This window comes from Ferdinandcohnia salidurans, from assembly GCF_042680725.1.
GTDB lineage: Bacteria > Bacillota > Bacilli > Bacillales > Bacillaceae_L > Ferdinandcohnia > Ferdinandcohnia salidurans.
Map to the genome: position 1 here is coordinate 517495 of NZ_JBHUEK010000025.1, position 21145 is coordinate 538639.

A 21145-nucleotide genomic window follows, 5' to 3' on the forward strand; every position below is an offset into this window, starting at 1 on the left:
AATCCCCCTATAATGAATTGAGACTTGGCTGGATATTTCGCCAAAAGACATTCCTTTTCCTCTTATTATACCTAAAAAAGAACTCCCGAACCAAAATAGGAGTTCCATCATTTAAAAATTTACATTGTAAACCGTTGAATTGTCTGCTTTAACTGGCCTGCTTGTGTAGCAAGTTCCTGTGCCAACGCATCCACTTCACAAATCACACTTGTCTGATGTTGCGTTGCAGCACTTACTTCCTGTGCACCAGCTGAAGTTTGTTCCGCAATCGCCGCTACCTCTTGAGACTGCAAGGATGTCGCTTGGATGCGATCCATTTGTTTTTCAACCAAGGTAACAATTTGTTTTACTGCATCTGCCACCTCATGAACAGACGTTGTCATCTCAGCAATCGAATCATTTGTGATGGTTCCCTTTTTCGCTTCCTCATTTGCAACCGCAACCTGTTCTGAAATTTGAACGACCACATTTCGAACCTCTTGCTGGATATTTTGGATAAGCTCCGTAATCCCTTGAACGGCCTTAGAGCTTTCATCCGCAAGCTTTCTTACTTCTTCAGCAACAACCGCAAAGCCTTTTCCATGCTCACCGGCACGGGCCGCTTCAATTGAGGCATTCAATGCAAGTAAGTTCGTTTGGCGGGCAATATCACCAACAAGAGAAATAATATGTTCTACTTCTCTCGCATTCGTCTCAAGACGATTTACAGCTTGAAGTGAAACTTGATTGTTATCGACAAGCTTATTAATGCCTGAAATTAACGAATGAACAACCTCTTTGCTATCATTCAATGTATCGACCATTTCAACAGACAAGTTTTGTGAAGTTTTCGCATTTTCTTGGACCTCTTCAGCAATTTGAATCACATCCTCGACAGATTCAGCTGTTTCTTGAATCGATACGGCAGAGCTGTCCGCGCCTTTAGAAATCTCAGAAATCGTCCGATTAATATTTTCCGCCTGTTCAGAGGCAAGACTAGATGCTTTCGTAATTTCAATTACTTTTTCATTCGTATTTTCAAAGTTTCCTTCAATGTTTTGAACCATTTCACGGAGATTGTGAAGCATTTTGTTAAAAGCAAGACTCAAGCTTCGAATCTCATCATCTGATTTCGAAACGGGAACATCCTCACGAATATCACCATTTGCCGCATGAATCGCTACCTGCTCAAGCCTTTGGAGTGGCTTCGTAATAAAGGAAGCCGCAAAATAAGCAAGAATCCCAGACCAAACAATCCCTAATACCAACGTACCAATGATAAAAATTTGTTGATTGATCAACTCATCTACGAACGGATACACAAAATAAATGAATAACGCAGATGTTGAGTAAGTCACAATCGCTAAAATAGTCGTAAGAAAGACTAATTTTAACTTTATACCAAATTTATAGCGCCTCTTTTTCAACCGATTCTCCCCCTGAATCTTGCTATGCTATTTAAGTTTTGAAAGTACTTCATCAATCAATGGTTCAAGCTCTGCATAGGTTTCTCTATAAATCTCTACCGGTCCTCCAAAAGGATCAGAAACATCTCCACTACCATTTGTAAATTCCTTTAAGGTATGTACCTTGCCCTTAGCTTCTGGAAAGCTTTGAAGGATTGCTTGCTTATGATGGTTGGTCATCGTTAACACATAAGTGGCCCAATCAATATGCTCTTTTGTTAAAAAAGATGAAGAGTGCTGACACTCCATTCCATTTTCCTTCAAGACTTGCGCCGTATTTGCCGAAGCAGGACTACCATCACCAGCAAATATCCCCGCTGATTTCACTTCGACTTCTTCACCGCACTTTTTTCGTAAAATCGCCTCAGCCATCGGACTTCGACATGTATTTCCAGTACAAACAAATAAAACACGAATCATTTCATCACCCTTTTCTACCTGTCTTTACGCTACTAACGACCTGCATAAAAAGACAAAATTCGATATAGTCCTATTATAAATGAGATGAACCCAAAACACATAGTCAATATATGAAAAAAAGAGCACGAGTTTTTCCACTCATACTCTTTCACAAGGCACAGCTCCCCTGGGTCACAGGGACAGGTCCCTCGTCCCACTTATAATGGAAATAGTAATTTCACTCCGAAGACTAGGAGGATACAACCACCTAGTACCTCACTATATGTACCGAGCCAATGTTGAACCTTTCGACCTAGCAAAAGACCAACCCATGACAGCACCATGCTAACTACACCAAACATCAGAATAACCATAATCGTCTTCGCGCCATAGATCCCTAATGAAAGCCCAACAGAAAAACTATCGAGGCTCACACTTAAGGCAAAAATAAACAAACCAAAGCCAACAGGTGTAATCATCCGTTTGTCACCGTCATCGTCCTTGAAGGAAGAAATAATCATTTGCAAGCCTAAGAATAAGAGCAATCCTGCACCTACGTAGGTTGCAATTGCCCCAAATGTATCTGATAAAAAATGGCCAATCATCATTCCAGCCAAAGGCATCCACATATGAAACAAACCGATGGTTATCCCGATTGTTAAGATTTGCTTAAGTCTCAACCGGATTAGTCCCATTCCAAGTCCTACGGAAAATGCGTCCATTCCTAAAGCAAATGCCATAATAAATAAGGTTATAATTTCCCCGAGAAATGCTGTAATATCCATCTTCTACCTCCTTGGACGTGCCTATTTCAACATATGCATGTACAAAACGAAATAGAAGAAGGATGTTCAAAAAGTTGACAAATGATAAGACTGCGAATCTCTGCGTCACTCGGCCTCTCCGGTCCTCACGTATTAAGTGCATACGCTCCGGTCCTCAAGTCTCTCCTTCCTTGACCTTCTTGCTTCTGATTCGTCACCTTTTTGAACCACATATTTTAGTCAAGGATTTTCCCAATTTATTCAGTTATCAATTTATGGCCAGCTGCTTTGGTCAACCGGTTCATGATGGCTTGCCCAATGCCTTCACTTGGAAAACTCTCACTAAAAATAACATCGACATTACTTTCATCAAAGAGACGAAGGACATCATAAAGCCTATTAGCCACCGTTTCTAAATCCTCGCGCGATCCACAAGCAATAATCTTATCTGCTCTGTAATTCTTTTCACGTTCCGTTGTTGTCAGAACGCCAACCCTCAAACCCTCAGCTTGCTTTTCATTTACAAGGGATTGAATAAATTCCATCGAACCATTCACGATGGTAAGTGGCGCCGTTGGGGCATAGTGTTTATATTTCATTCCTGGTGATTTTGGCGCTTCATCTTCTTTTAAAATCGCCTGGTCAATCTCGACCACACCACACACTTCCTCAAGCTGCTCTTTCGTCACACCGCCTGGACGTAAAATGATAGGCACCTCTCCTGAACAGTCCAGAACCGTCGACTCAAGTCCAACACCTGTTGCTCCGCCATCAAGGACGCCAGCGATTTTCCCAGTCAAATCATCCGCTACATGCTTTGCAAGTGTCGGGCTTGGCTTTCCCGAAAGATTGGCACTTGGCGCAGCAAGCGGAAGCCCTGTTGCCGCTATTAATGCCAATGCAACTGGATGGCTCGGCATCCGAACTGCTACCGTTGCTAGACCTGCTGTTACTTTACTTGCAACAGCATTTTCCTTCTTTTTTAAAACGAGTGTTAACGGACCCGGCCAAAATTGTTCAATCAAACGCTCCGCCTGCTCCGAAATATCCTGCGCGATTTTATGAAGCTGCTCAATTGTGGAGATGTGGACAATCAGTGGATTATCACTCGGGCGCCCCTTTGCTGCGTAAATTTTTGCAACCGCCTCGTCAGATAAAGCATTCGCTCCAAGGCCATAGACCGTTTCAGTAGGGAATGCAACCACTTCATTTGCCTGTAAAAGCTCTGCAGCCTCTTTTATTTGTGGATAAGATTCTAAATTTTGTTCATGTTTATCCACAACCCATTGTTTTGTTTCCATGTAACGCAACTCCTATATAAAATTCCTTTAGTTATGTAGTTTATTTATTATTATAGTATAAAAAAGTATAGGTATATAATGGGCAGAAAACAAGTGTTATCCACATTTTGTGGATAATTTAACCGAAAATGTGGATAATTTTGTGGATATACCCAACTTTTCCATAAATCACACCTACAGGAAAAAATGTATCCACAGCCCATATTTTTCATCACGTTCCATAGACTATCATATTTTTTACCTTTTTAACAACAAAACTTATCCACAATATCCACAAATCAGGTGTATAAACATAAATAAAACCCCCACCTGCGAACATTCTATTCACAAACAAGGGTTTGAAAACTATTTTTATTTTTCAATTTGCGAAACCATAAACATCGGATCGGCTTTTTCAAGCAGTTGTGAGATATGATTGGACACTTTGATATGTTCAGGAAGCTCATTTGTTTCAACTTGCCCAAAACCAAGCATGGAGAAAAATTGAATAGATGCTTGCTTATTTGTCGCTAAATACAAACGGCGTATTTCCTTATGCTTTGCTAGTGAAGTTGCACTCTTAAACAGAGTTAATAAATTTGTTTGGTCCACACCGGGCGATATTACGAGCGATCGAAGTAAGCCATCCTTTTCAATTCTCTCAATTCCTAAGGTCGCGAGGATTTTTTGCTCAGCGTCCTCCAGTAATATAAAATGGTCAATTATCGATTCAATACCATCCGCACTTACTTCGGCTTGTCCTAAAAATTCTCTTACTTTTTCAATATCCTGTTCAGTAGCCGTTCTAATTTGTTTCATCGTCTCCACCCCATCTTTCGTTATCTAGTAACTACTCTATGAGGGCTTCAAAACAAATAGAACCAAATGCTAGACTTTTAGCTAAAAAGTGATGTGAAAAATTCTACTAAGAAGAATTTAACCTCTACTTCTTCGCCTTCACTTTCCTGATTCTCTGCATTTTCTTTCTTGTCTTTTTTGTCTTGCTTGTCTTCCTTCTCAACTTCTTGCTCATCTTGATCCATCGCTACATCTGTTCCCTCTTCATCCGATGCTTCAATTGCATCACCAGTTGAGAAGTCTAAGAAACATAATGGCGGGAATAACACACACCACCAGTTTGCTCCTTCAGCCTCACCAATTGAAATCAGAATTGCTTCATACTCACCCGCTGGGTATAAGAATTGACCGTAAAGCTTTGTTGGAAATTGAACATTGCGTCCGTAATCGACTGAATAACTTTGATTGCTCTTTTCTTCTTCTAATACTCTAGCAACGATTTTCTCGATTTCTGGTAGTCTCTCTTGAATCAACTCTCTTGCTGCTTCAATTGATGTTAACTCCGCTACCCATACCGTAATCTCTGCATTCACCGCATCGCGTACCTTGCGCTTTAATGCTTGATCCTCTTCAGAATCACTGTTTGCTAAGATGCGAAGCCGAATCGCCTCATCTGGAATCACCTGATACGCTTCCGCACTTGTTTCTTTTATCAATAAATGGCTATTCGCCCCAATTAACATTAAAAATATAAATGATATAATCGCAATTTGTTTACTCACTCTCTAGCACCATCCCTTCACAAACCATTCTCGCCAAAAAAATAGAATCCTAAACTACCAAATTTAAAAAATCTATTAAACTATTTTTTCAGTGAGATGATTCGGACAAGCCGAGCCATTAAAGCCCGCTGTGTGTCTGAATACAAGGCTGATTCCGACAGTACAAGTTAGGAATTGCGATCGGCGAGTCAGAATACATACCTGATTCCGACAGCACGAGCAGGATTATGCGAGCAGTGAGTCCGAATACACCCCTGATTCCGACAGCACGAGCAGAATTTGCAATCAGCGAGTCCGAATACACCCCTGATTCCGACAGCACGAGCAAGATTCACGAGCGGCGAGTCCGAATACACTCCTGATTCCGACAGCACAAGCAGGATTATGCGAGCAGTCAGTCCGAATACGTGGCTGATTCCGACAGTACGAGGCAGGAATTACCGGCAGTGTGTCCAAAAAGAAAAATGATTTGGACCGAGCGACCAGGATTAGGTTTTTAAATCATTTATAAAAATAAATGTAAAGTTGACTTTACAAAATGTATAGTTTACCATACAATAAAGGCAGAAACATTTGGAGGATATTGCCAATGGAAATTAAAAACCGTGTGAAGGAGCTCCGGGCAAAGCACAGTCTTACACAGGGTGCTCTTGCTGAAAAAGTGAACGTGACGCGGCAAACGATTGTGGCATTGGAAAAAGGTAGCTATGTACCATCACTATTGCTCGCAATGAATATTGCACGAACGTTTGAATTGCCAATCGAAAAAATTTTTTATTTGGAGGATGAGTGAAGATGAGTATTGTTCGTAATGTTGTGTTCTCGATTGTTTCACTGGCACTATTTGGATGGGGATTATCATCTTTGTACTTTACTCAAATTGATTTTGCCGATATCGTAAAAAACAACCCTGATCCACCTTGGTCTATTGAAATTAACATGATACCCATTTTTGCCACCATTTTAATTGGGACTATTTTTGCGGCTATCACCTTACCAAAATTAAAACGCAAGCGAAAGTCATGGAAACGTGTATTTTTGTTGCCGACCGAATTTGAAGAAGGGGACGAACGCGAAAAGGAACTCACCGGAAAAGCATGTCGCTCTTCTTATATCAGTATGTGGTACACATTCCCAATCATCAGCACCCTATTTTTACTCTATCCATTCATCTCAGAAACTGTACCCTACTATCCAATAATCTTATTTTTGCTGTATCCTTTGATACAGATCATTGCTTATTTTATTTCTTGGAAGAAGAACTACTAAATGGCCGTAACGCGCAATTATTGAAGCATATCACGCAATCCAGACTATACCACAGAAAAAAGGCTTGGCACCTTCGCCAAGCCTTTTTAAAACCCTATTTCAGCAAAAACCATTCGGTCTTTCCCATTAATGTCATTAACAACTTCTACTGTTGCTCCAGGAAAAGTATCACGTAGCATTTGCGCAACGTCTTCGCCTTGACCAACGCCTACTTCAAAGGCCACTATCCCTCTTTCTTTTAAAACGAGAGGAATCTCCTTCATAAATCGACGATAGAAATCCAATCCATCCTGGCCACCCACTAAAGCCCGGAGAGGTTCATGATCCTTCACAACCGTTGACAACGTCGCGATATCATCTTCTGGAATATACGGTGGATTGGATACAACCACATCGACCTTTTGTCCTTCTTCTATTAACGGTTCCAATAAGTCACCTTCAATAAACCTTACCTTCGCGCCTAACCGAGTTGCATTTTCTTGCGCTACATCAATAGAGGCCTTCGCAATATCCACTGTCATTACATCTAATTCCTGGTTTTCACGAGCAAGCGTAATCGATATCGCTCCACTCCCCGTCCCAACATCCACGACCTTAATCACGTCTGTTGCAGGATACAACCGTCCGATCCTTGCAAGTAACCCTTGAACCAATTCTTCCGTCTCAGGCCTCGGAATTAAGACTTCCTCATTCACTAAAAAATTACGCCCGTAAAACTCCTCATAGCCCATGATGTGTTGGACTGGAACTCCACTCACAACTTTTTCAATAGCCGCTACAAACTTCTCCTTCACATCTGGAGGAAGCTCTTCTCTAACTTCTGCAAGAAGTTGAGCCCGACTTAATTCTAGATAATGATATAACAGCATTTCCCCTATATTTTCTTCCCGACCATGTTCCCGTAAAAAAGAAGAAGCCCATTTGAGGGCTTCGAATATTTTATGAAATTCTGCCATTATTCGGCTTGCTCCATTTTTCTTGCTTGGTCTTCCATGATGAGTGCATCAATGACTTCATCAAGTTTCCCTGTTAGGATTTGATCAAGCTTTTGAATCGTTAACCCAATACGGTGGTCAGTTACACGGTTTTGTGGGAAATTGTACGTACGGATACGCTCTGAACGGTCACCTGTACCTACGGCTTGTTTACGGTTTTGGTCATATTCCGCTTGTACTTCCCTTTGGAATTTATCATAAACACGGGCACGCAATACTTTCATTGCTTTTTCCTTGTTTTTGATTTGCGATTTCTCATCCTGACAGGAAACTACAGTTCCAGTTGGCAAATGCGTTAAACGAACCGCTGACATTGTGGTGTTAACACTTTGTCCTCCAGGTCCACTGGATGCAAACGTATCGACACGAATATCCTTTTCATGAATTTCGACTTCAACCTCTTCTGCTTCAGGTAATACCGCAACAGTTGCAGTTGATGTATGGATACGTCCACCTGATTCCGTTTCAGGTACACGTTGCACACGGTGTGCTCCATTTTCAAATTTCAGTTTTGAATAAGCACCTTTTCCGCTAATCATAAAGATAATCTCTTTATATCCGCCAACACCAGTTGAGTTTGTATCCATAACTTCAGTCTTCCAGCCTTGGTGCTCAGCAAAGCGGCTGTACATGCGGTAAAGGTCACCAGCAAATAGCGCAGCCTCGTCTCCACCTGCAGCACCACGGATTTCCATGATAACGTTTTTGTCATCGTTTGGATCCTTCGGCAATAGTAACACGTGCAGGCGCTCTTCAAGGTCTTCCATCTGGTCCTCGAGTTCGTTGATTTCTTCCTTCACCATCTCACGCATCTCTGCATCAAGCTTCTCTTCAAGCATTGCTTTTGCATCGGTTAACTGTTCCTTAACCTCTTTGTACTCTCTATACTTCTCTACCGTTTCTTGTATATCAGATTGTTCTTTTGAATATTCACGTAGTTTGTTTGTATCACTTACGATATCCGGGTCACTCAATAGTTCATTTAGTTTTTCATATCGGGCTTCAACAGCCGCTAAACGATCGAACACGTTCTTCACCTCAAAATTTAGTCCATAACAGTATAATTATAGTATAGGGTACCCACATCGTCAAAGCAAATTACAAACGAAAAGCGCAGGCGCCTTGCTCAGCCCTGACAAGCATAAGAAAAGCTGGCGAGAAGGATGCCTTTTATCCTTCTTGACGGATTGGCTTATGACCTCGAGGGGCTAGGCGCTGGAGCTAGACAATAACCTTATAACTATTCTCTCCCAAATTTCGCTGTCGAATTACAGATATTATGTTGGATTGGTTCTTTCTTTGGCGAAAAGGTTCTAGTTTTGTCTAGACGGAAGGATTTTATCGATAAAAGGAGAATCGTAGTAGTAGATAAAGAATCGGAAAAAAGTCATTCAAGATAAAAAGAGGGGGATTGGTTGGGTGTGAATACTGCGCAGTTTGCAAAAAAATTGGGGGTATCAACAAAAACGGTTCGCAAGTGGATCAAAATCTTTCATCTTCAGTGTTCCAAAAACGAATACGGACACTATGTATTTGAGGAAACGGATTTTCCCTTATTCGAAGGAATACGGAATCAAGTGAAATCCGGAGTCCCTTCTGATAAAATCGAATTATCGACACCAGTGCCTAGGAAGGGGACCGCTCGGAAAATGGTTCAAGCATCAGATAAAACACTCTCAGAAAAGCTAAACGCAATCATGGATCGGATTAAAGAAAACGAAAGACAAATTCAAGAAAAAGCGAGTGACGTTGTTTCCTATCAGCTTCTTCAACATCGCAAGGAAATTGATGAACTACAGAAGAGGATGCAAAAGATGGAGGACTATATCGAACAGCTTGAAAGAGAAAAGGAAGAGCTACAAAAACAAACCGCTATCACACTCGAAAAAGTAGAAGGTTCAAGAAAACGTAAAAGAGTTCTCGGATTCCTCTTTTAAGACCAGGACAATCAAGCCTGGTCTTTTTTTATGTCTGAAAAGAAAAAGCACCCCAATTAGGAGCGCCTTATATATTCATTGTATCCTTTTGAACAGCAGATTGTAATAATGGTTTTCCTGGCACTTCATGATGGTGACGGCAACGAGGCTCATATGACTCTGAAGCACCTACTAAAATAATTGGATCATCATAGGATGCAGGTTGTCCATTAATTAAACGTTGTGTCCTGCTTGATGGTGAACCACAGACTGAACAGACCGCCTGTAATTTAGTAACAAGCTCAGCTAGCGAGAGTAGCTCAGGGACTTGTCCAAACGGCTCTCCTCGGAAATCTTGATCCAAGCCAGCAACGATTACACGATGACCACGATTTGCTAGTGTTTGAACCACTTCAACAATCTCATCATCAAAAAATTGAACTTCATCAATTGCAACTACATCTGTTTCAGCAGAGACCTCTTTTAAAAGATCAGCTGAGGTTGCAACGGGTTTTGCTATAAATGATGAACCATTATGTGACACAACGGAATTTTCACTATATCGATTATCTATTTGAGGCTTAAACACCTGAACGGATTGTCTTGCGAATTCAGTACGACGTACACGTCGAATCAGTTCTTCGGATTTTCCTGAAAACATGCTTCCACAAATTACTTCAAGCCAGCCACTTTGCTTCATAATATACATGAAACGAAAGTCTCCTTTCCTCGGGTTGTTTCTACCGAGCCAACTAATTGACTATGGGTTTTGAGGATTTTTTTAAGAGGTAAGTATCTATGATTGCGAGAAAAAAATAGGTTTAGTAGCAAAAAAAACAGGCAAGAAGAAAAAACTTGCCTGTTTTTGGCTTTCAAACCGATATTATTTAATACCGTATTTTTTGTTGAATTTATCTACACGTCCACCTGCATCAGCGAACTTCTGACGGCCTGTATAGAATGGGTGACACTCTGAGCATACCTCAACGCGGATCCCTTCTTTTACAGAACCAGTTTCAAATTCGTTTCCACAAGCACATTTCACCATAACTTTTTTGTAGTTTGGATGAATTCCTGATTTCATTCGTCTCATCTCCTTCCGCCCTGAATCATTGTTCGAAACAGAGTTACGTTTTAGCAAAATCACATGTATTTTGTATACCTAAAACGCACATGTTGAAATTATAACAAGTGAAGCTATGAATTGCAACTTAATCCTGCTGTTAAAAATCGCTAATTTGCAATATTTTTTCCAACACAGATTTGAAGCAGTCACATGCTTCAGCCTATTTACCTTACGAATCAGAACGATTGCCGCTTCTTCTAGCAGCTGCCGCTTTCTTTTCTGCCTCAAGCATTTCAAAGAACTCTGCATTTGTCTTAGTTTGCTTAAGTCGACGTAAAAATTTCTCGGCAAAGTCTGGAGAATCTGACATTGCTTTTCGGATTGCCCAAATTTTATCCAGCTTGTCTTTTTCGATAAGAAGTTCTTCTTTTCTTGTACCAGAACGACGAATATCGATTGCAGGGAAAATACGTCTTTCTGCAAGTGAACGATCAAGGTGAAGCTCCATGTTACCAGTACCCTTGAATTCCTCATAGATAACGTCATCCATACGTGATCCTGTGTCAACAAGTGCAGTCGCTAAGATTGTTAAGCTTCCGCCCTCTTCAATATTTCTCGCTGCCCCAAAGAAACGCTTTGGACGGTGGAATGCAGCAGGATCAATACCCCCAGATAATGTACGTCCACTTGGCGGGATGACAAGGTTATATGCTCTTGCTAGACGAGTGATACTATCCATTAAGATAATAACATCACGTTTGTGCTCAACAAGACGCATTGCCCTTTCTAATACAAGTTCAGCAACCTTAATATGGTTTTCCGGAACCTCATCAAAAGTAGAACTTACAACATCCCCTGCTACTGAGCGTTCGATGTCTGTAACTTCTTCTGGGCGCTCGTCGATTAGTAATACGATCAACTCAGCCTCTGGATGGTTCGTTGTAATGCTGTTTGCAATTTCCTTAATAAGCATTGTTTTACCAGCCTTTGGAGGCGCCACAATTAATCCACGCTGTCCGAAACCAACCGGTGCTAAAATGTCCATAATTCGAGTTGAAATATGATTTGGTTTTGTTTCTAAGATAACTTGACGATCAGGATATAGAGGTGTTAAACCTGGGAAGTGAACACGTTCTTTTGCTGATTCTGGATCATCACCGTTAACAGCCTCCACGTGAAGCAGTCCATAATAACGTTCATTTTCCTTCGGAGGACGAACTTTACCTGATACCTTATCCCCGTTTCTCAAATCAAAACGACGGATTTGAGATGCAGAAATATAGATATCCTCAGACGATGGAGAATAGTTGATTGGGCGAAGGAATCCGAATCCTTCTGATTGGATAATTTCTAGAACACCCTCCATAAATAAAAGGCCATCCTGCTCTGCCCGTGCTTTTAAGATTGCAAAAATCAATTCTTTCTTCGTTAACTTGCTATAATAAGAAACCTTAAATTCACGTGCTAATTCGTATAATTCTTTTAGCTTCATGTTTTCTAGGCTTGAAATTGTAATACTCATTCGTACACCACTCTTTTTCTAGTTTAAAATTATTTCTACTTACTCGTAAATGCTCTCCAATTGATTTGGTTATGACGCCCGCCAAAGCGCATTTGATGATTGGTTCATTCGTCCATTATATAAAAGCGTTTTCGCACTTTTCTCTTAGGAAAACAAGAGATAGATGAAACATTTTATATGTAACGGTATGGATGAAATGATAAAGAAGCATTATGAGGATTGCATAGAAGTTTTACCGCGGTACTCATTTATGTTTAGGTAATTGGAATCCCTATACATGAATTAATTGAAGTTTAAATAGTCTTCTTTATTTTACCCTATTCTTGTATTTTTAATCAATACCATTATTTTGATAGAGTTATGAAGTTTCGGTGTCAAAAAGCTGTTTAGATAATACACGTATGGGTTAAATCAAACAAGAGAAGCGAGTACTAAAGACTCGCCTCTACTTTATTTCATTACTAGATTGGGCTTTTTCTTTAAGCTGTGTCTACCATCTATGAATCTAACAGTTCCTGATTTCGCACGCATAACAAGTGAATGAGTGGTTCCGATTGATCCCTTAAACTGCACGCCACGTAATAGCTCACCATCTGTGACACCTGTTGCTGCAAAAATCGCGTCATCTCCACTAACTAAATCTTCCATTTTAAGAATTTTTGAAACATCCAGTCCCATTTTGATGCAACGAGCAATCTCTTCATCGTTTTGAGGTAGAAGCTTACCTTGAATTTCGCCACCTAGACATTTCAATGCAACTGCTGAAAGAACACCTTCAGGGGCACCGCCTGAACCGAATAAAATGTCTACACCCGTATGGTCAAATGCTGTATTGATGGCACCCGCAACGTCACCATCATCGATTAACTTGATTCGAGCCCCTGCTTCACGAAGCTGTGAAATGATGTGCTCATGTCTTGGACGGTTTAAAACCGTTGCTACGACATCTTCAATGTCCTTATTTTTCGCTCTTGCCACTGCTTTAAGGTTATCGATTATCGGTGCGTTAATATCGATTAATCCAACCGCTTCAGGGCCGACTGCGATTTTTTCCATATACATATCTGGGGCATGAAGTAAGTTGCCATGGTCTGCAACTGCTAGAACAGAAAGTGCGTTCCATCCTCCTGAAGCTACGATATTGGTTCCTTCAACTGGGTCCACTGCTACGTCAACTCTTGGACCATAGCCGTTTCCAAGCTTTTCGCCAATATATAGCATTGGAGCCTCGTCCATTTCTCCTTCTCCAATAACAACTTGTCCCTTCATTGGGATCGTGTCAAATACATCTCGCATCGCAGAAGTTGCTGCTCCATCTGCTTCATCCTTTTTACCGCGTCCCATCCAACGAGCTGATGCTAATGCCGCTGCCTCTGTTACACGTACAAGCTCCATCGATAAGCTTCTTTCCACACTCTCTTCCCCCTAAGTAATAATTTGATTCTATTTTTTCACATAACCTTTACATAACAAAAAACGTCTTCTCTCTACTTTTCTTTATAAGGATACATGAAAACTCCCACTTTTTGTAGTGGGAGTTTGAATTTTCTATCCAATTACGAATTTTGGAGTTGTTCAATTTCTTCTTCTGTTAGGCTTTCTCTCCAAATAGTAGCGCCTAAGCCTGTTAGTTTTTCTTCTAAATGACTATAGCCACGGTCGATATGCTCAAGGCCAGTAATTTCAGTTACACCTTCTGCCATTAAGCCAGCAACAACAAGTGCAGCACCTGCACGTAAATCACTAGCTTTGACTTTTGCACCTTGAAGCTGAACAGGTCCAGTGACTATTGCTGAACGGCCCTCAACTTTAATTTGGGCATTCATACGACGAAGCTCATCGATATGCTTAAATCTTGCACCATAAATCGTATCTGTTACAACGCCTGTTCCACTTGCTTTTGTTAGAAAGGACGTAAAAGGCTGCTGTAGGTCAGTCGGAAAGCCTGGATACACAAGTGTCTTGATATCAACAGACTTTATGTTCTTATTACCGGCAATCCAAATTTGGTCGTCACTTGTTTCAACAGTTACACCCATCTCACGGAATTTTGCAATCAGTGATTCCAAGTGAAGTGGAATGACATTATCAATTAATACACCTTCGCCCATTGCGGCACCGATAATCATATATGTACCAGCTTCAATGCGGTCAGGAATAATCGTATGGCGGCAGCCTTGTAGAGAATCTACGCCATCAATACGGATGACATCTGTTCCGGCTCCCTTAATTTTTGCACCCATGCTTGTTAATAATGTTGCAACATCAATAATTTCAGGTTCTTTTGCCGCATTTTCAATGACTGTACGACCTTTAGCACGCACTGCTGCTAACATGATATTAATAGTTGCACCGACACTCACAACATCAAGGTAAATGCGGGCACCTCTTAACTCGTCAGCACGAAGGTAGATTGCACCTTGTTCATTGGTCACCTTTGCCCCAAGTGCTTCGAAGCCTTTAATATGCTGGTCAATTGGTCGTGGACCTAGGTGACATCCACCTGGTAGGCCGATAACTGCCTTTTTAAAACGACCTAGCATTGCTCCCATTAAATAATAGGAGGCACGAAGCTTTTTGACTTTACCATTTGGTAGTGGCATTGAGACAATATTTGTCGGGTCAACATAAATTTCTTCTTTACTTATCGATACGTGACCACCGATTTCTTCAAGCAAATCACCTAAAATTTGCACGTCCGAAATATCTGGTAGTCCCTCAATTGTTACTGGCGTTTCTGCTAGGATTGTTGCTGGAATGAGGGCTACTGCACTATTCTTTGCCCCACTGATTTTTACAGATCCTTTTAGTGGATAACCGCCTGCTATTTTTAGTTTTTCCATATGTGGCTCCCTTCTAGCGAAGATAACGGTTTTGTAAGGGAATCCTCGAATTGCCACGGATACAACCTGTCCGGAATATTTTCCAGAAGAAAACTAGCTTTAGGCCGTTCTTTTCCCTTGTTTACGTTACACAATCATAACGACACTTCACTCGAATTGGTATATTTTTACATAGATTGAATACAGAACTATACGAGTATTAACTCTTAGTTTACATGAAAATCGGAAAATCATGTATCATTTTATCCTTTTTCATTAAAACAAGCAAATTCACCTAGAGAAGATAAAATCAATAGGTCTAAGTTCGCACTTCAAAAGCAGCGTTCTTTCTTATTTCATATTGAGAATCATTTAACGTGGCATTTAGTGTGTTTGAAGTGATTCTTGTTGAAGGTCTAAGTCTTGTCTAGCTCCATGCGCCATCGGCTCGAGGTCATAAGCCAATCGCTTCGGAAGGTAAAATGCACCTTCTGCCAGCGCTTTTCTTATGCTTGTCGCCGATTAACGGGCGCCTTGCGCTTTTCTAGTTATACGTTATAGCGTTCGTCTAAGTTTCAATTTTTATGGGTAAGTTACACAAATCAGCTCCTTCCACTTTTTTTGTGTTTGATTACCTGTAATTACCCCTAGACTCAATCAAAATCGGCAAGGTTTTTCCAAAAAACTCCTTGCGCAATTCTTATTATAACGCAAGAAAACCGCTATCTCCAAATCATGTTGTCAATAACAGGAAATAAGCGGCTTTTTTTTGGGTTGGAGACCATTCTCCAATCTATTTAATTAGACGTTTTTTACATCCAAAAGGTTACTTACGCGTTAGCTTTTCCAGAGGAACCAAATTCACGCATTTTGCCTTTAACAGTTTCACGAATTGCATCACGAGCAGGTCCTAAGTATTTACGTGGATCATACTCTTCTGTCTTAGCAGCCAGTGTTTCACGAACTGCTTTAGCTGAAGCAATTTGGTTTTCTGTATTAACGTTGATTTTAGCTGTTCCAAGAGAAATTGATTTTTGAATATCTTTTGTTGGAATACCAGTTCCACCGTGAAGTACGAGTGGTAAACCAGTTTTATTGCCGATTTCTTCCATCTCTTTGAAACCAAGGTTTGGTTCACCTTTGTAAGGACCGTGAACAGAACCTAAAGCTGGAGCTAAGCAATCGATACCAGTGCGGTTAACAAGCTCAACACACTCATTAACATCCGCATAGATAACACCTTCAGCTATTACGTCATCTTCTTGTCCACCAACAGTACCAAGCTCAGCTTCTACAGAAACTCCGTGGAAATGTGCAAGCTCAACTACTTTAGAAGTAATCTCAATGTTCTCTTCAAATGGATGATGAGAAGCATCAATCATAACAGATGTGAATCCAGCATGAATAGCTTTCGCACAATTCTCGAATGAAGAACCATGGTCAAGATGAATGGCAACCGGAACTGTAATATTGGATTCTTCCATAATCGCTTTAACCATTGCAACTACAACTTTGAATCCACCCATATATCGGCCAGCACCTTCAGAAACACCTAGAATAACTGGTGAATTTTCTTCCTGAGCAGCTTGTAAAATAGCTTGTGTAAATTCAAGGTTGTTAATGTTAAATTGACCTACTGCATACCCTTCTGCTTTTGCTTTTTCAAGCATTTCTTTCATTGAAACCAAAGGCATGTGAATTTCCTCCTTTTGTACCGTTTTATTGTGTAAATTAAGGCATTATCCCTATACACGATAGAACCACGGCAAAGTTTCACCGGGTTATTGTTATACCTATTCCATAGAATTCGTATCACCTAATAGAATGACCGAAATAAAATCATAATATGTAAGCTCGTGTTAGAAATCAACAGACAAAAAGCACACAAAAATGCCCTTTGTGTTAAGGAATAGCAACAATACAGTACTAAGCATATCACAAGATTTTGATTTCGCAATACAGGAATGTTTCGCATTATTTTTGTAAAGCGTTTCCATTTTGTTCATACCGGTAATTTGTATTTTTTATGTTTTTTATTCGGATTTTAATGGGATATTTGCTCTTACTGCTTCACGAAGCTCGTCAATGTCAAACGGCTTGGCAAAGTGGGTAATTGCTCCCAAATCTTTCGCTTCCTGGATCATATCGAGTTCACCATAAGCTGTCATAATGATTACCCGAATATCCTGGTTTATTTTTTTCAGTCTTTTTAAAATTTCAATCCCATCCATACCAGGGATTTTCATATCTAGTAAGACCAAATCTGGAGAGTGCTTTTGAACGATATCGATTGCTTGTACCCCATTAGCTGCTTGGAATGTCTTATAACCTTCTTTTTGAAAAACTTCGTTTAATAGAATCCGTATTCCGTATTGATCATCCACAATTAAGATTTTTTCTGACATACTTGAAAAACCCCCCTTAAATAGATAAAAATAGTTGGATAAATTACTTTGTCTTCCACGATCGTTTTTAGTTACGTTCGTTTTTTCGAATATTATTATATCGTTATTCATTTTTAATTCTATCACACCTACCAAATTTCCTGCTTTTTACTTGAAAAACTTTTACTTCCAAGACCGAAACAATTTATTCAACATATTTCGACATCATTTCTTATTTTTTTTGTATAACGTTATTATGATAATATATGGAAATAAGTATATCGACAAGAAGGGAATTTTATATTTATGTTGAAAATTTTTACTACACAGCTTCAAGGTCAGTTTAAGAGAATTATGGAGCATGAAGAAATGAATATGGAAGATGGGGCTAGAATTCTTGCTCAGTCTGTCATTAGTGATGGTACAGTATTCGTACATGGTTTTGGTGAAATGGCAGCAGTTGCAACCGAGGCGCTGGCTGGGGCCGAACCATTAAAGTCTGCGAAGCCTTTATTTACTGATGGAAAAATAAACGAGATTGAAGATGTTGACTCTGTTCTATTAATCACAAGATTTTCTACCGATGAAGAGGCCATTAAGCTTGCAGATGAACTGCGCGGCAATGGAATCCAAACCGTAGCGATATCGGCAATTGTAAAAACTGAAGCTGAACGCACTCTTGAGAAAAGCGTCGATATTCATATCGACAGCAAGCTCCAAAAGCCACTCATCCCCGACGATGATGGAACCCGTTTTGGCTTCCCAAGCGTGATGACTGCTCTATATGCCTATTACGGTCTAAAATTTACAATCAAAGAAATGGTCGAGGAATTTGAATAGGGATAAAATGAGTGAAATTTTGATGAAGGACAAACCTAGCTTTTTTTCGTGTGAAATGTTCTTTATAAGCCCGATGAAGGGGATTCGGATTCAAATTCTTATGCTTTTTCCTCTTCATAAACCCGATGAAGAGGTTTCGGCATCAAGTTCTTGTTCATTTTCCTCTTCATAAGCCCAATGAAGTACATAACCAACCATTTTCCGGACAAAAATGTCCATCATCATCCATTTTTCACCACACAACCCCATAGAAAAAAGCGAGTGAATTCACACTCGCTTTTTTTATTACATTTTTTCAGCTTGAGTTAATGATGCTTTAATAAATTCTCTGAACAATGGCTGTGGGCGGTTTGGTCTTGATTTAAATTCTGGGTGGAATTGAGAAGCCACAAACCAAGGGTGGTCTTTCAACTCAATAATTTCCACAAGACGTCCATCTGGGCTTGTCCCTGAGAAGACAAAGCCTGCTGCTTCCATTGCTTGACGATAATGGTTATTGAATTCATAACGGTGGCGGTGGCGCTCATATACCACTTCATCATTGTATGCTTCATATGCCTTTGTACCTTCCTCAATTTTACATGGGAAGATTCCAAGACGAAGCGTACCACCTAAATCCTCAACATCCTTTTGCTCTGGTAAAAGGTCAATAATTGGATGAGGAGTATCTGGATTAAGTTCCGCAGAATGTGCTCCATCTAAACCTAGTACATTTCGTGCAAACTCTACAGATGCTAGCTGCATGCCTAGACAAATACCGAGTAATGGTGTCTTTGTCTCTCTCGCATATTTTAAAGCTACAATTTTCCCTTCCACTCCGCGGTCACCGAAACCACCTGGAACTAGAATTCCATCTGAGCCAGCAAGTAATTCTGCAACATTTTCATCTGTTACTTCTTCAGAGTTTACCCAGTTGATATTGATATCAGCGTCAAATGCATAGCCAGCATGCTTTAATGCTTCTGCAACAGAAAGATACGCATCCTGAAGCTCCACATATTTTCCGACCAACGCAATATTCGTTGTTTTTGTAAGGTGTGTCACTTTCTCAACAAGCTTGATCCAATCTGTCATGTCTGCTTCTTGGCAATCGAGTTGAAGATGCTCGCACGCAATTTGATCAATGCCTTGCTCCTGAAGGGATAACGGAATTGAATATAATGTTTCCGCGTCACGACTCTCAATAACAGCTTTTGGATCAATGTCACAGAATAGCGCAATTTTCTCTTTCATATCTTCTGAAATTGGCATTTCTGTACGAACAACAATGATGTTTGGCTGAATTCCAAGGCTACGAAGTTCTTTTACACTGTGCTGGGTTGGCTTTGTCTTCATTTCTCCAGCAGCTTTAATGTAAGGAACAAGCGTACAATGTACATACATTACATTGCGGGCGCCAACATCACTTTTAATTTGACGAACTGCTTCTAAGAAAGGTAATGACTCGATGTCTCCAACCGTACCACCGATTTCAGTGATCACGACGTCTGCATTTGTTTCACGTCCAGAACGGAAAACTCTTTCTTTGATTTCGTTTGTGATGTGTGGGATAACCTGAACCGTTGCCCCTAAATAATCACCGCGACGCTCTTTCTTTAGTACAGTTGAATAGATTTTACCTGTAGTTACGTTGCTGTATTTGTTTAGGTTAATGTCGATAAAACGTTCATAGTGGCCTAAGTCAAGGTCTGTTTCAGCGCCGTCATCGGTAACGAAAACTTCACCATGCTGATACGGACTCATTGTTCCTGGGTCCACATTTATGTATGGATCGAATTTTTGAATCGTTACATTCATGCCTCGGTTTTTCAATAAACGGCCTAAAGATGCGGCAACAATCCCTTTTCCTAGGGATGATACAACCCCACCTGTTACGAAAATATATTTAGTCATCTTTCTCTTTTCCCCCAATCATGTAATTAGTTAAAGTTTGCTCAAAAAATCAAAATGTATAAAGAAATTATTCTTGGTGCGGGGGTAAATTGTTTAACTCACCGAACCTTACACTTCTATAAAGTGAAGCTTTAACTGGCAGCTGCTCTCCAAAGGGCCTACTGCTAGTTAATGCGGGATAAAATAAAAAAGCTCCACTTACAATATGTAAGGGAGCGAAACTTTAATATGGTTTCGTAGATACTCTTTTTTTAGAGCCCAAAAAGTATTCTACCGAGATAAGATTAAAAAGTCAATATGAGTTTGAGTTTAATTTAACTTGCTAAATACTTGAGGATTAGTCTTCTTCCTCTTCTTCAAACTCTTCTTCTTCCTCTTCCTCGTCTAACTCATATTCTTCATCATCGATAAGCTCTTCATCTTCATCTTCGAAGTCCTCTTCGTCGTCGATGTCATCAAAGTCCTCATCATCTTCTTCGTCGTCGTCATCCTCGACGTCATCCACATCTTCGTCTTCTTCATCAAAGTCTTCATCATAATCAAGATCATCTTCATCAAGATCATCGAAGCCAATGAGTTCGTCGTCCTCATCCTTCTTCTTGCTCTTTTTCTTCTTCTTCGGCTTTTCAGTATGAGTAACCTCTTCATCGATTTGCTCGTATGGATACCATGTACGTAATCCCCAACGATTATCACCTAATGTAATAAAACGACCATCGATATTGAGATCTGTATAAAATTGAGAAATTCTTGTACGAACCTCTTCTTCTGAAAGCTCTAAAGTTTTTGTTATTTCGTCAACTAGCTCGTTAAATGTAATCGCATCTTTTCTCCCTAGGAAAATCTCATACGCTACTTCAAGCATTGACATTTCTTTTATTTGCTCTGGTGAGTATTGATCGAGACTCATCAAGGCACTCCCTTTCTATGTATGTAACTGGAATTCTGGTAAAAACATGTTGTCAGGATT

At 40.2% G+C, this 21145-nt stretch carries 21 protein-coding genes; 4 read left to right on the top strand and 17 right to left on the bottom strand.

The genetic code is table 11. The features are described 5' to 3' along the window. Positions 1 to 119: 119 nt before the first annotated feature. The 6 genes from ACFSFW_RS16890 to spoIIR all read right to left on the bottom strand — a co-directional run bounded on the left by ACFSFW_RS16890 (position 120) and on the right by spoIIR (position 5468). A complete protein-coding gene (locus ACFSFW_RS16890) occupies positions 120 to 1406 on the bottom strand; it encodes a methyl-accepting chemotaxis protein (protein WP_388039994.1) in 1287 nt (428 codons plus the stop codon). Positions 1407 to 1433: 27 nt separating this feature from the next. After that, positions 1434 to 1865: a low molecular weight protein arginine phosphatase gene (locus tag ACFSFW_RS16895; protein WP_388039996.1), complete on the bottom strand. Its 432-nt coding sequence runs from the start codon at positions 1863 to 1865 to the stop codon at positions 1434 to 1436. 197 nt (positions 1866 to 2062) lie between these two features. After that, positions 2063 to 2629: a manganese efflux pump MntP gene (locus ACFSFW_RS16900; protein ID WP_304213849.1), complete on the bottom strand. Its 567-nt coding sequence runs from the start codon at positions 2627 to 2629 to the stop codon at positions 2063 to 2065. Between the two features lie 236 nt (positions 2630 to 2865). Further along, complete coding sequence (locus tag ACFSFW_RS16905; RefSeq protein ID WP_388039998.1) at positions 2866 to 3909, bottom strand: L-threonylcarbamoyladenylate synthase; 1044 nt, start codon at positions 3907 to 3909, stop codon at positions 2866 to 2868. Between the two features lie 351 nt (positions 3910 to 4260). Beyond that, entirely contained in the window at positions 4261 to 4707 is a 447-nt protein-coding gene (locus tag ACFSFW_RS16910; RefSeq protein WP_388040000.1) for a GNAT family N-acetyltransferase, read from the bottom strand. Positions 4708 to 4784: 77 nt separating this feature from the next. Continuing rightward, a complete protein-coding gene (gene spoIIR, locus ACFSFW_RS16915; protein ID WP_304213844.1) occupies positions 4785 to 5468 on the bottom strand; it encodes a stage II sporulation protein R in 684 nt (227 codons plus the stop codon). A 589-nt stretch (positions 5469 to 6057) separates the two neighbouring features. Here spoIIR and ACFSFW_RS16920 point away from each other — a divergent pair. Together ACFSFW_RS16920 and ACFSFW_RS16925 are read left to right on the top strand one after the other, a co-directional pair. After that, positions 6058 to 6261, top strand: a complete 204-nt coding sequence (locus tag ACFSFW_RS16920; protein ID WP_388040002.1) for a helix-turn-helix transcriptional regulator — start codon at positions 6058 to 6060, stop codon at positions 6259 to 6261. A 2-nt stretch (positions 6262 to 6263) separates the two neighbouring features. Further along, the gene (locus ACFSFW_RS16925) at positions 6264 to 6737 is read left to right on the top strand and encodes a hypothetical protein (protein ID WP_388040004.1); all 474 of its coding nucleotides are present in this window, start codon (positions 6264 to 6266) and stop codon (positions 6735 to 6737) included. Positions 6738 to 6823: 86 nt separating this feature from the next. Here ACFSFW_RS16925 and prmC read toward each other — a convergent pair whose 3' ends face one another. Both prmC and prfA read right to left on the bottom strand, forming a co-directional pair. After that, positions 6824 to 7693, bottom strand: a complete 870-nt coding sequence (gene prmC, locus ACFSFW_RS16930) for a peptide chain release factor N(5)-glutamine methyltransferase (protein WP_388040006.1) — start codon at positions 7691 to 7693, stop codon at positions 6824 to 6826. Beyond that, a complete protein-coding gene (gene prfA / locus ACFSFW_RS16935; protein WP_099360888.1) occupies positions 7693 to 8769 on the bottom strand; it encodes a peptide chain release factor 1 in 1077 nt (358 codons plus the stop codon). Before prfA ends, prmC begins: the two co-directional genes overlap by 1 nt. A gap of 384 nt (positions 8770 to 9153) precedes the next feature. Here prfA and ACFSFW_RS16940 point away from each other — a divergent pair, with 384 nt between their 5' ends. After that, a complete protein-coding gene (locus tag ACFSFW_RS16940; protein ID WP_388040008.1) occupies positions 9154 to 9669 on the top strand; it encodes a MerR family transcriptional regulator in 516 nt (171 codons plus the stop codon). Between the two features lie 67 nt (positions 9670 to 9736). Here the strand turns inward: ACFSFW_RS16940 and ACFSFW_RS16945 are convergent, their stop codons facing one another. From ACFSFW_RS16945 to ACFSFW_RS16975, 7 genes are all read right to left on the bottom strand, one after another. After that, positions 9737 to 10357, bottom strand: a complete 621-nt coding sequence (locus tag ACFSFW_RS16945; RefSeq protein ID WP_388040010.1) for a thymidine kinase — start codon at positions 10355 to 10357, stop codon at positions 9737 to 9739. Between the two features lie 174 nt (positions 10358 to 10531). Further along, entirely contained in the window at positions 10532 to 10732 is a 201-nt protein-coding gene (gene rpmE / locus ACFSFW_RS16950) for a 50S ribosomal protein L31 (protein ID WP_099354605.1), read from the bottom strand. 211 nt (positions 10733 to 10943) lie between these two features. Beyond that, on the bottom strand, positions 10944 to 12236 hold the full coding sequence (gene rho / locus ACFSFW_RS16955) for a transcription termination factor Rho (protein ID WP_099354606.1): 1293 nt from the start codon (positions 12234 to 12236) through the stop codon (positions 10944 to 10946). A gap of 450 nt (positions 12237 to 12686) precedes the next feature. Beyond that, the gene (gene glpX, locus ACFSFW_RS16960; protein WP_099354607.1) at positions 12687 to 13649 is read right to left on the bottom strand and encodes a class II fructose-bisphosphatase; all 963 of its coding nucleotides are present in this window, start codon (positions 13647 to 13649) and stop codon (positions 12687 to 12689) included. Between the two features lie 143 nt (positions 13650 to 13792). Continuing rightward, positions 13793 to 15079 carry a UDP-N-acetylglucosamine 1-carboxyvinyltransferase gene (murA, locus tag ACFSFW_RS16965; protein ID WP_304213831.1) on the bottom strand — a complete coding sequence of 429 codons (1287 nt, stop codon included), beginning with the start codon at positions 15077 to 15079 and terminating at the stop codon, positions 13793 to 13795. Positions 15080 to 15888: 809 nt separating this feature from the next. Continuing rightward, positions 15889 to 16752, bottom strand: coding sequence for a class II fructose-bisphosphate aldolase (locus tag ACFSFW_RS16970; RefSeq protein ID WP_099354609.1), 864 nt, complete (start codon positions 16750 to 16752; stop codon positions 15889 to 15891). A gap of 339 nt (positions 16753 to 17091) precedes the next feature. After that, a complete protein-coding gene (locus tag ACFSFW_RS16975) occupies positions 17092 to 17463 on the bottom strand; it encodes a response regulator (RefSeq protein WP_010677224.1) in 372 nt (123 codons plus the stop codon). A 285-nt stretch (positions 17464 to 17748) separates the two neighbouring features. Between ACFSFW_RS16975 and ACFSFW_RS16980 the strand changes: the two genes are divergently transcribed. Further along, positions 17749 to 18282: a DUF2529 domain-containing protein gene (locus ACFSFW_RS16980; RefSeq protein ID WP_304213827.1), complete on the top strand. Its 534-nt coding sequence runs from the start codon at positions 17749 to 17751 to the stop codon at positions 18280 to 18282. Positions 18283 to 18567: 285 nt separating this feature from the next. Here ACFSFW_RS16980 and pyrG read toward each other — a convergent pair whose 3' ends face one another. Further along, on the bottom strand, positions 18568 to 20175 hold the full coding sequence (gene pyrG / locus ACFSFW_RS16985; protein ID WP_388040012.1) for a CTP synthase: 1608 nt from the start codon (positions 20173 to 20175) through the stop codon (positions 18568 to 18570). Positions 20176 to 20512: 337 nt separating this feature from the next. Further along, positions 20513 to 21085 (bottom strand): DNA-directed RNA polymerase subunit delta, encoded by a 573-nt coding sequence (rpoE, locus tag ACFSFW_RS16990; RefSeq protein WP_388040013.1) that lies wholly within the window; start codon positions 21083 to 21085, stop codon positions 20513 to 20515. Between the last annotated feature and the right edge of the window lie 60 nt (positions 21086 to 21145).

Bases quoted from the DNA above. Each gene is read 5' to 3' on its own strand.
- ACFSFW_RS16895 (WP_388039996.1), bottom strand. From the start codon at position 1,865: ATGATTCGTGTTTTATTTGTTTGTACTGGAAATACATGTCGAAGTCCG.
- ACFSFW_RS16900 (WP_304213849.1), bottom strand. From the start codon at position 2,629: ATGGATATTACAGCATTTCTCGGGGAAATTATAACCTTATTTATTATG.
- ACFSFW_RS16905 (WP_388039998.1), bottom strand. From the start codon at position 3,909: ATGGAAACAAAACAATGGGTTGTGGATAAACATGAACAAAATTTAGAA.
- ACFSFW_RS16910 (WP_388040000.1), bottom strand. From the start codon at position 4,707: ATGAAACAAATTAGAACGGCTACTGAACAGGATATTGAAAAAGTAAGA.
- ACFSFW_RS16920 (WP_388040002.1), top strand. From the start codon at position 6,058: ATGGAAATTAAAAACCGTGTGAAGGAGCTCCGGGCAAAGCACAGTCTT.
- ACFSFW_RS16925 (WP_388040004.1), top strand. From the start codon at position 6,264: ATGAGTATTGTTCGTAATGTTGTGTTCTCGATTGTTTCACTGGCACTA.
- prmC (WP_388040006.1), bottom strand. From the start codon at position 7,693: ATGGCAGAATTTCATAAAATATTCGAAGCCCTCAAATGGGCTTCTTCT.
- ACFSFW_RS16945 (WP_388040010.1), bottom strand. From the start codon at position 10,357: ATGTATATTATGAAGCAAAGTGGCTGGCTTGAAGTAATTTGTGGAAGC.
- rpmE (WP_099354605.1), bottom strand. From the start codon at position 10,732: ATGAAATCAGGAATTCATCCAAACTACAAAAAAGTTATGGTGAAATGT.
- rho (WP_099354606.1), bottom strand. From the start codon at position 12,236: ATGAGTATTACAATTTCAAGCCTAGAAAACATGAAGCTAAAAGAATTA.
- murA (WP_304213831.1), bottom strand. From the start codon at position 15,079: ATGGAAAAACTAAAAATAGCAGGCGGTTATCCACTAAAAGGATCTGTA.
- ACFSFW_RS16970 (WP_099354609.1), bottom strand. From the start codon at position 16,752: ATGCCTTTGGTTTCAATGAAAGAAATGCTTGAAAAAGCAAAAGCAGAA.
- ACFSFW_RS16975 (WP_010677224.1), bottom strand. From the start codon at position 17,463: ATGTCAGAAAAAATCTTAATTGTGGATGATCAATACGGAATACGGATT.
- ACFSFW_RS16980 (WP_304213827.1), top strand. From the start codon at position 17,749: ATGTTGAAAATTTTTACTACACAGCTTCAAGGTCAGTTTAAGAGAATT.
- pyrG (WP_388040012.1), bottom strand. From the start codon at position 20,175: ATGACTAAATATATTTTCGTAACAGGTGGGGTTGTATCATCCCTAGGA.
- rpoE (WP_388040013.1), bottom strand. From the start codon at position 21,085: ATGAGTCTCGATCAATACTCACCAGAGCAAATAAAAGAAATGTCAATG.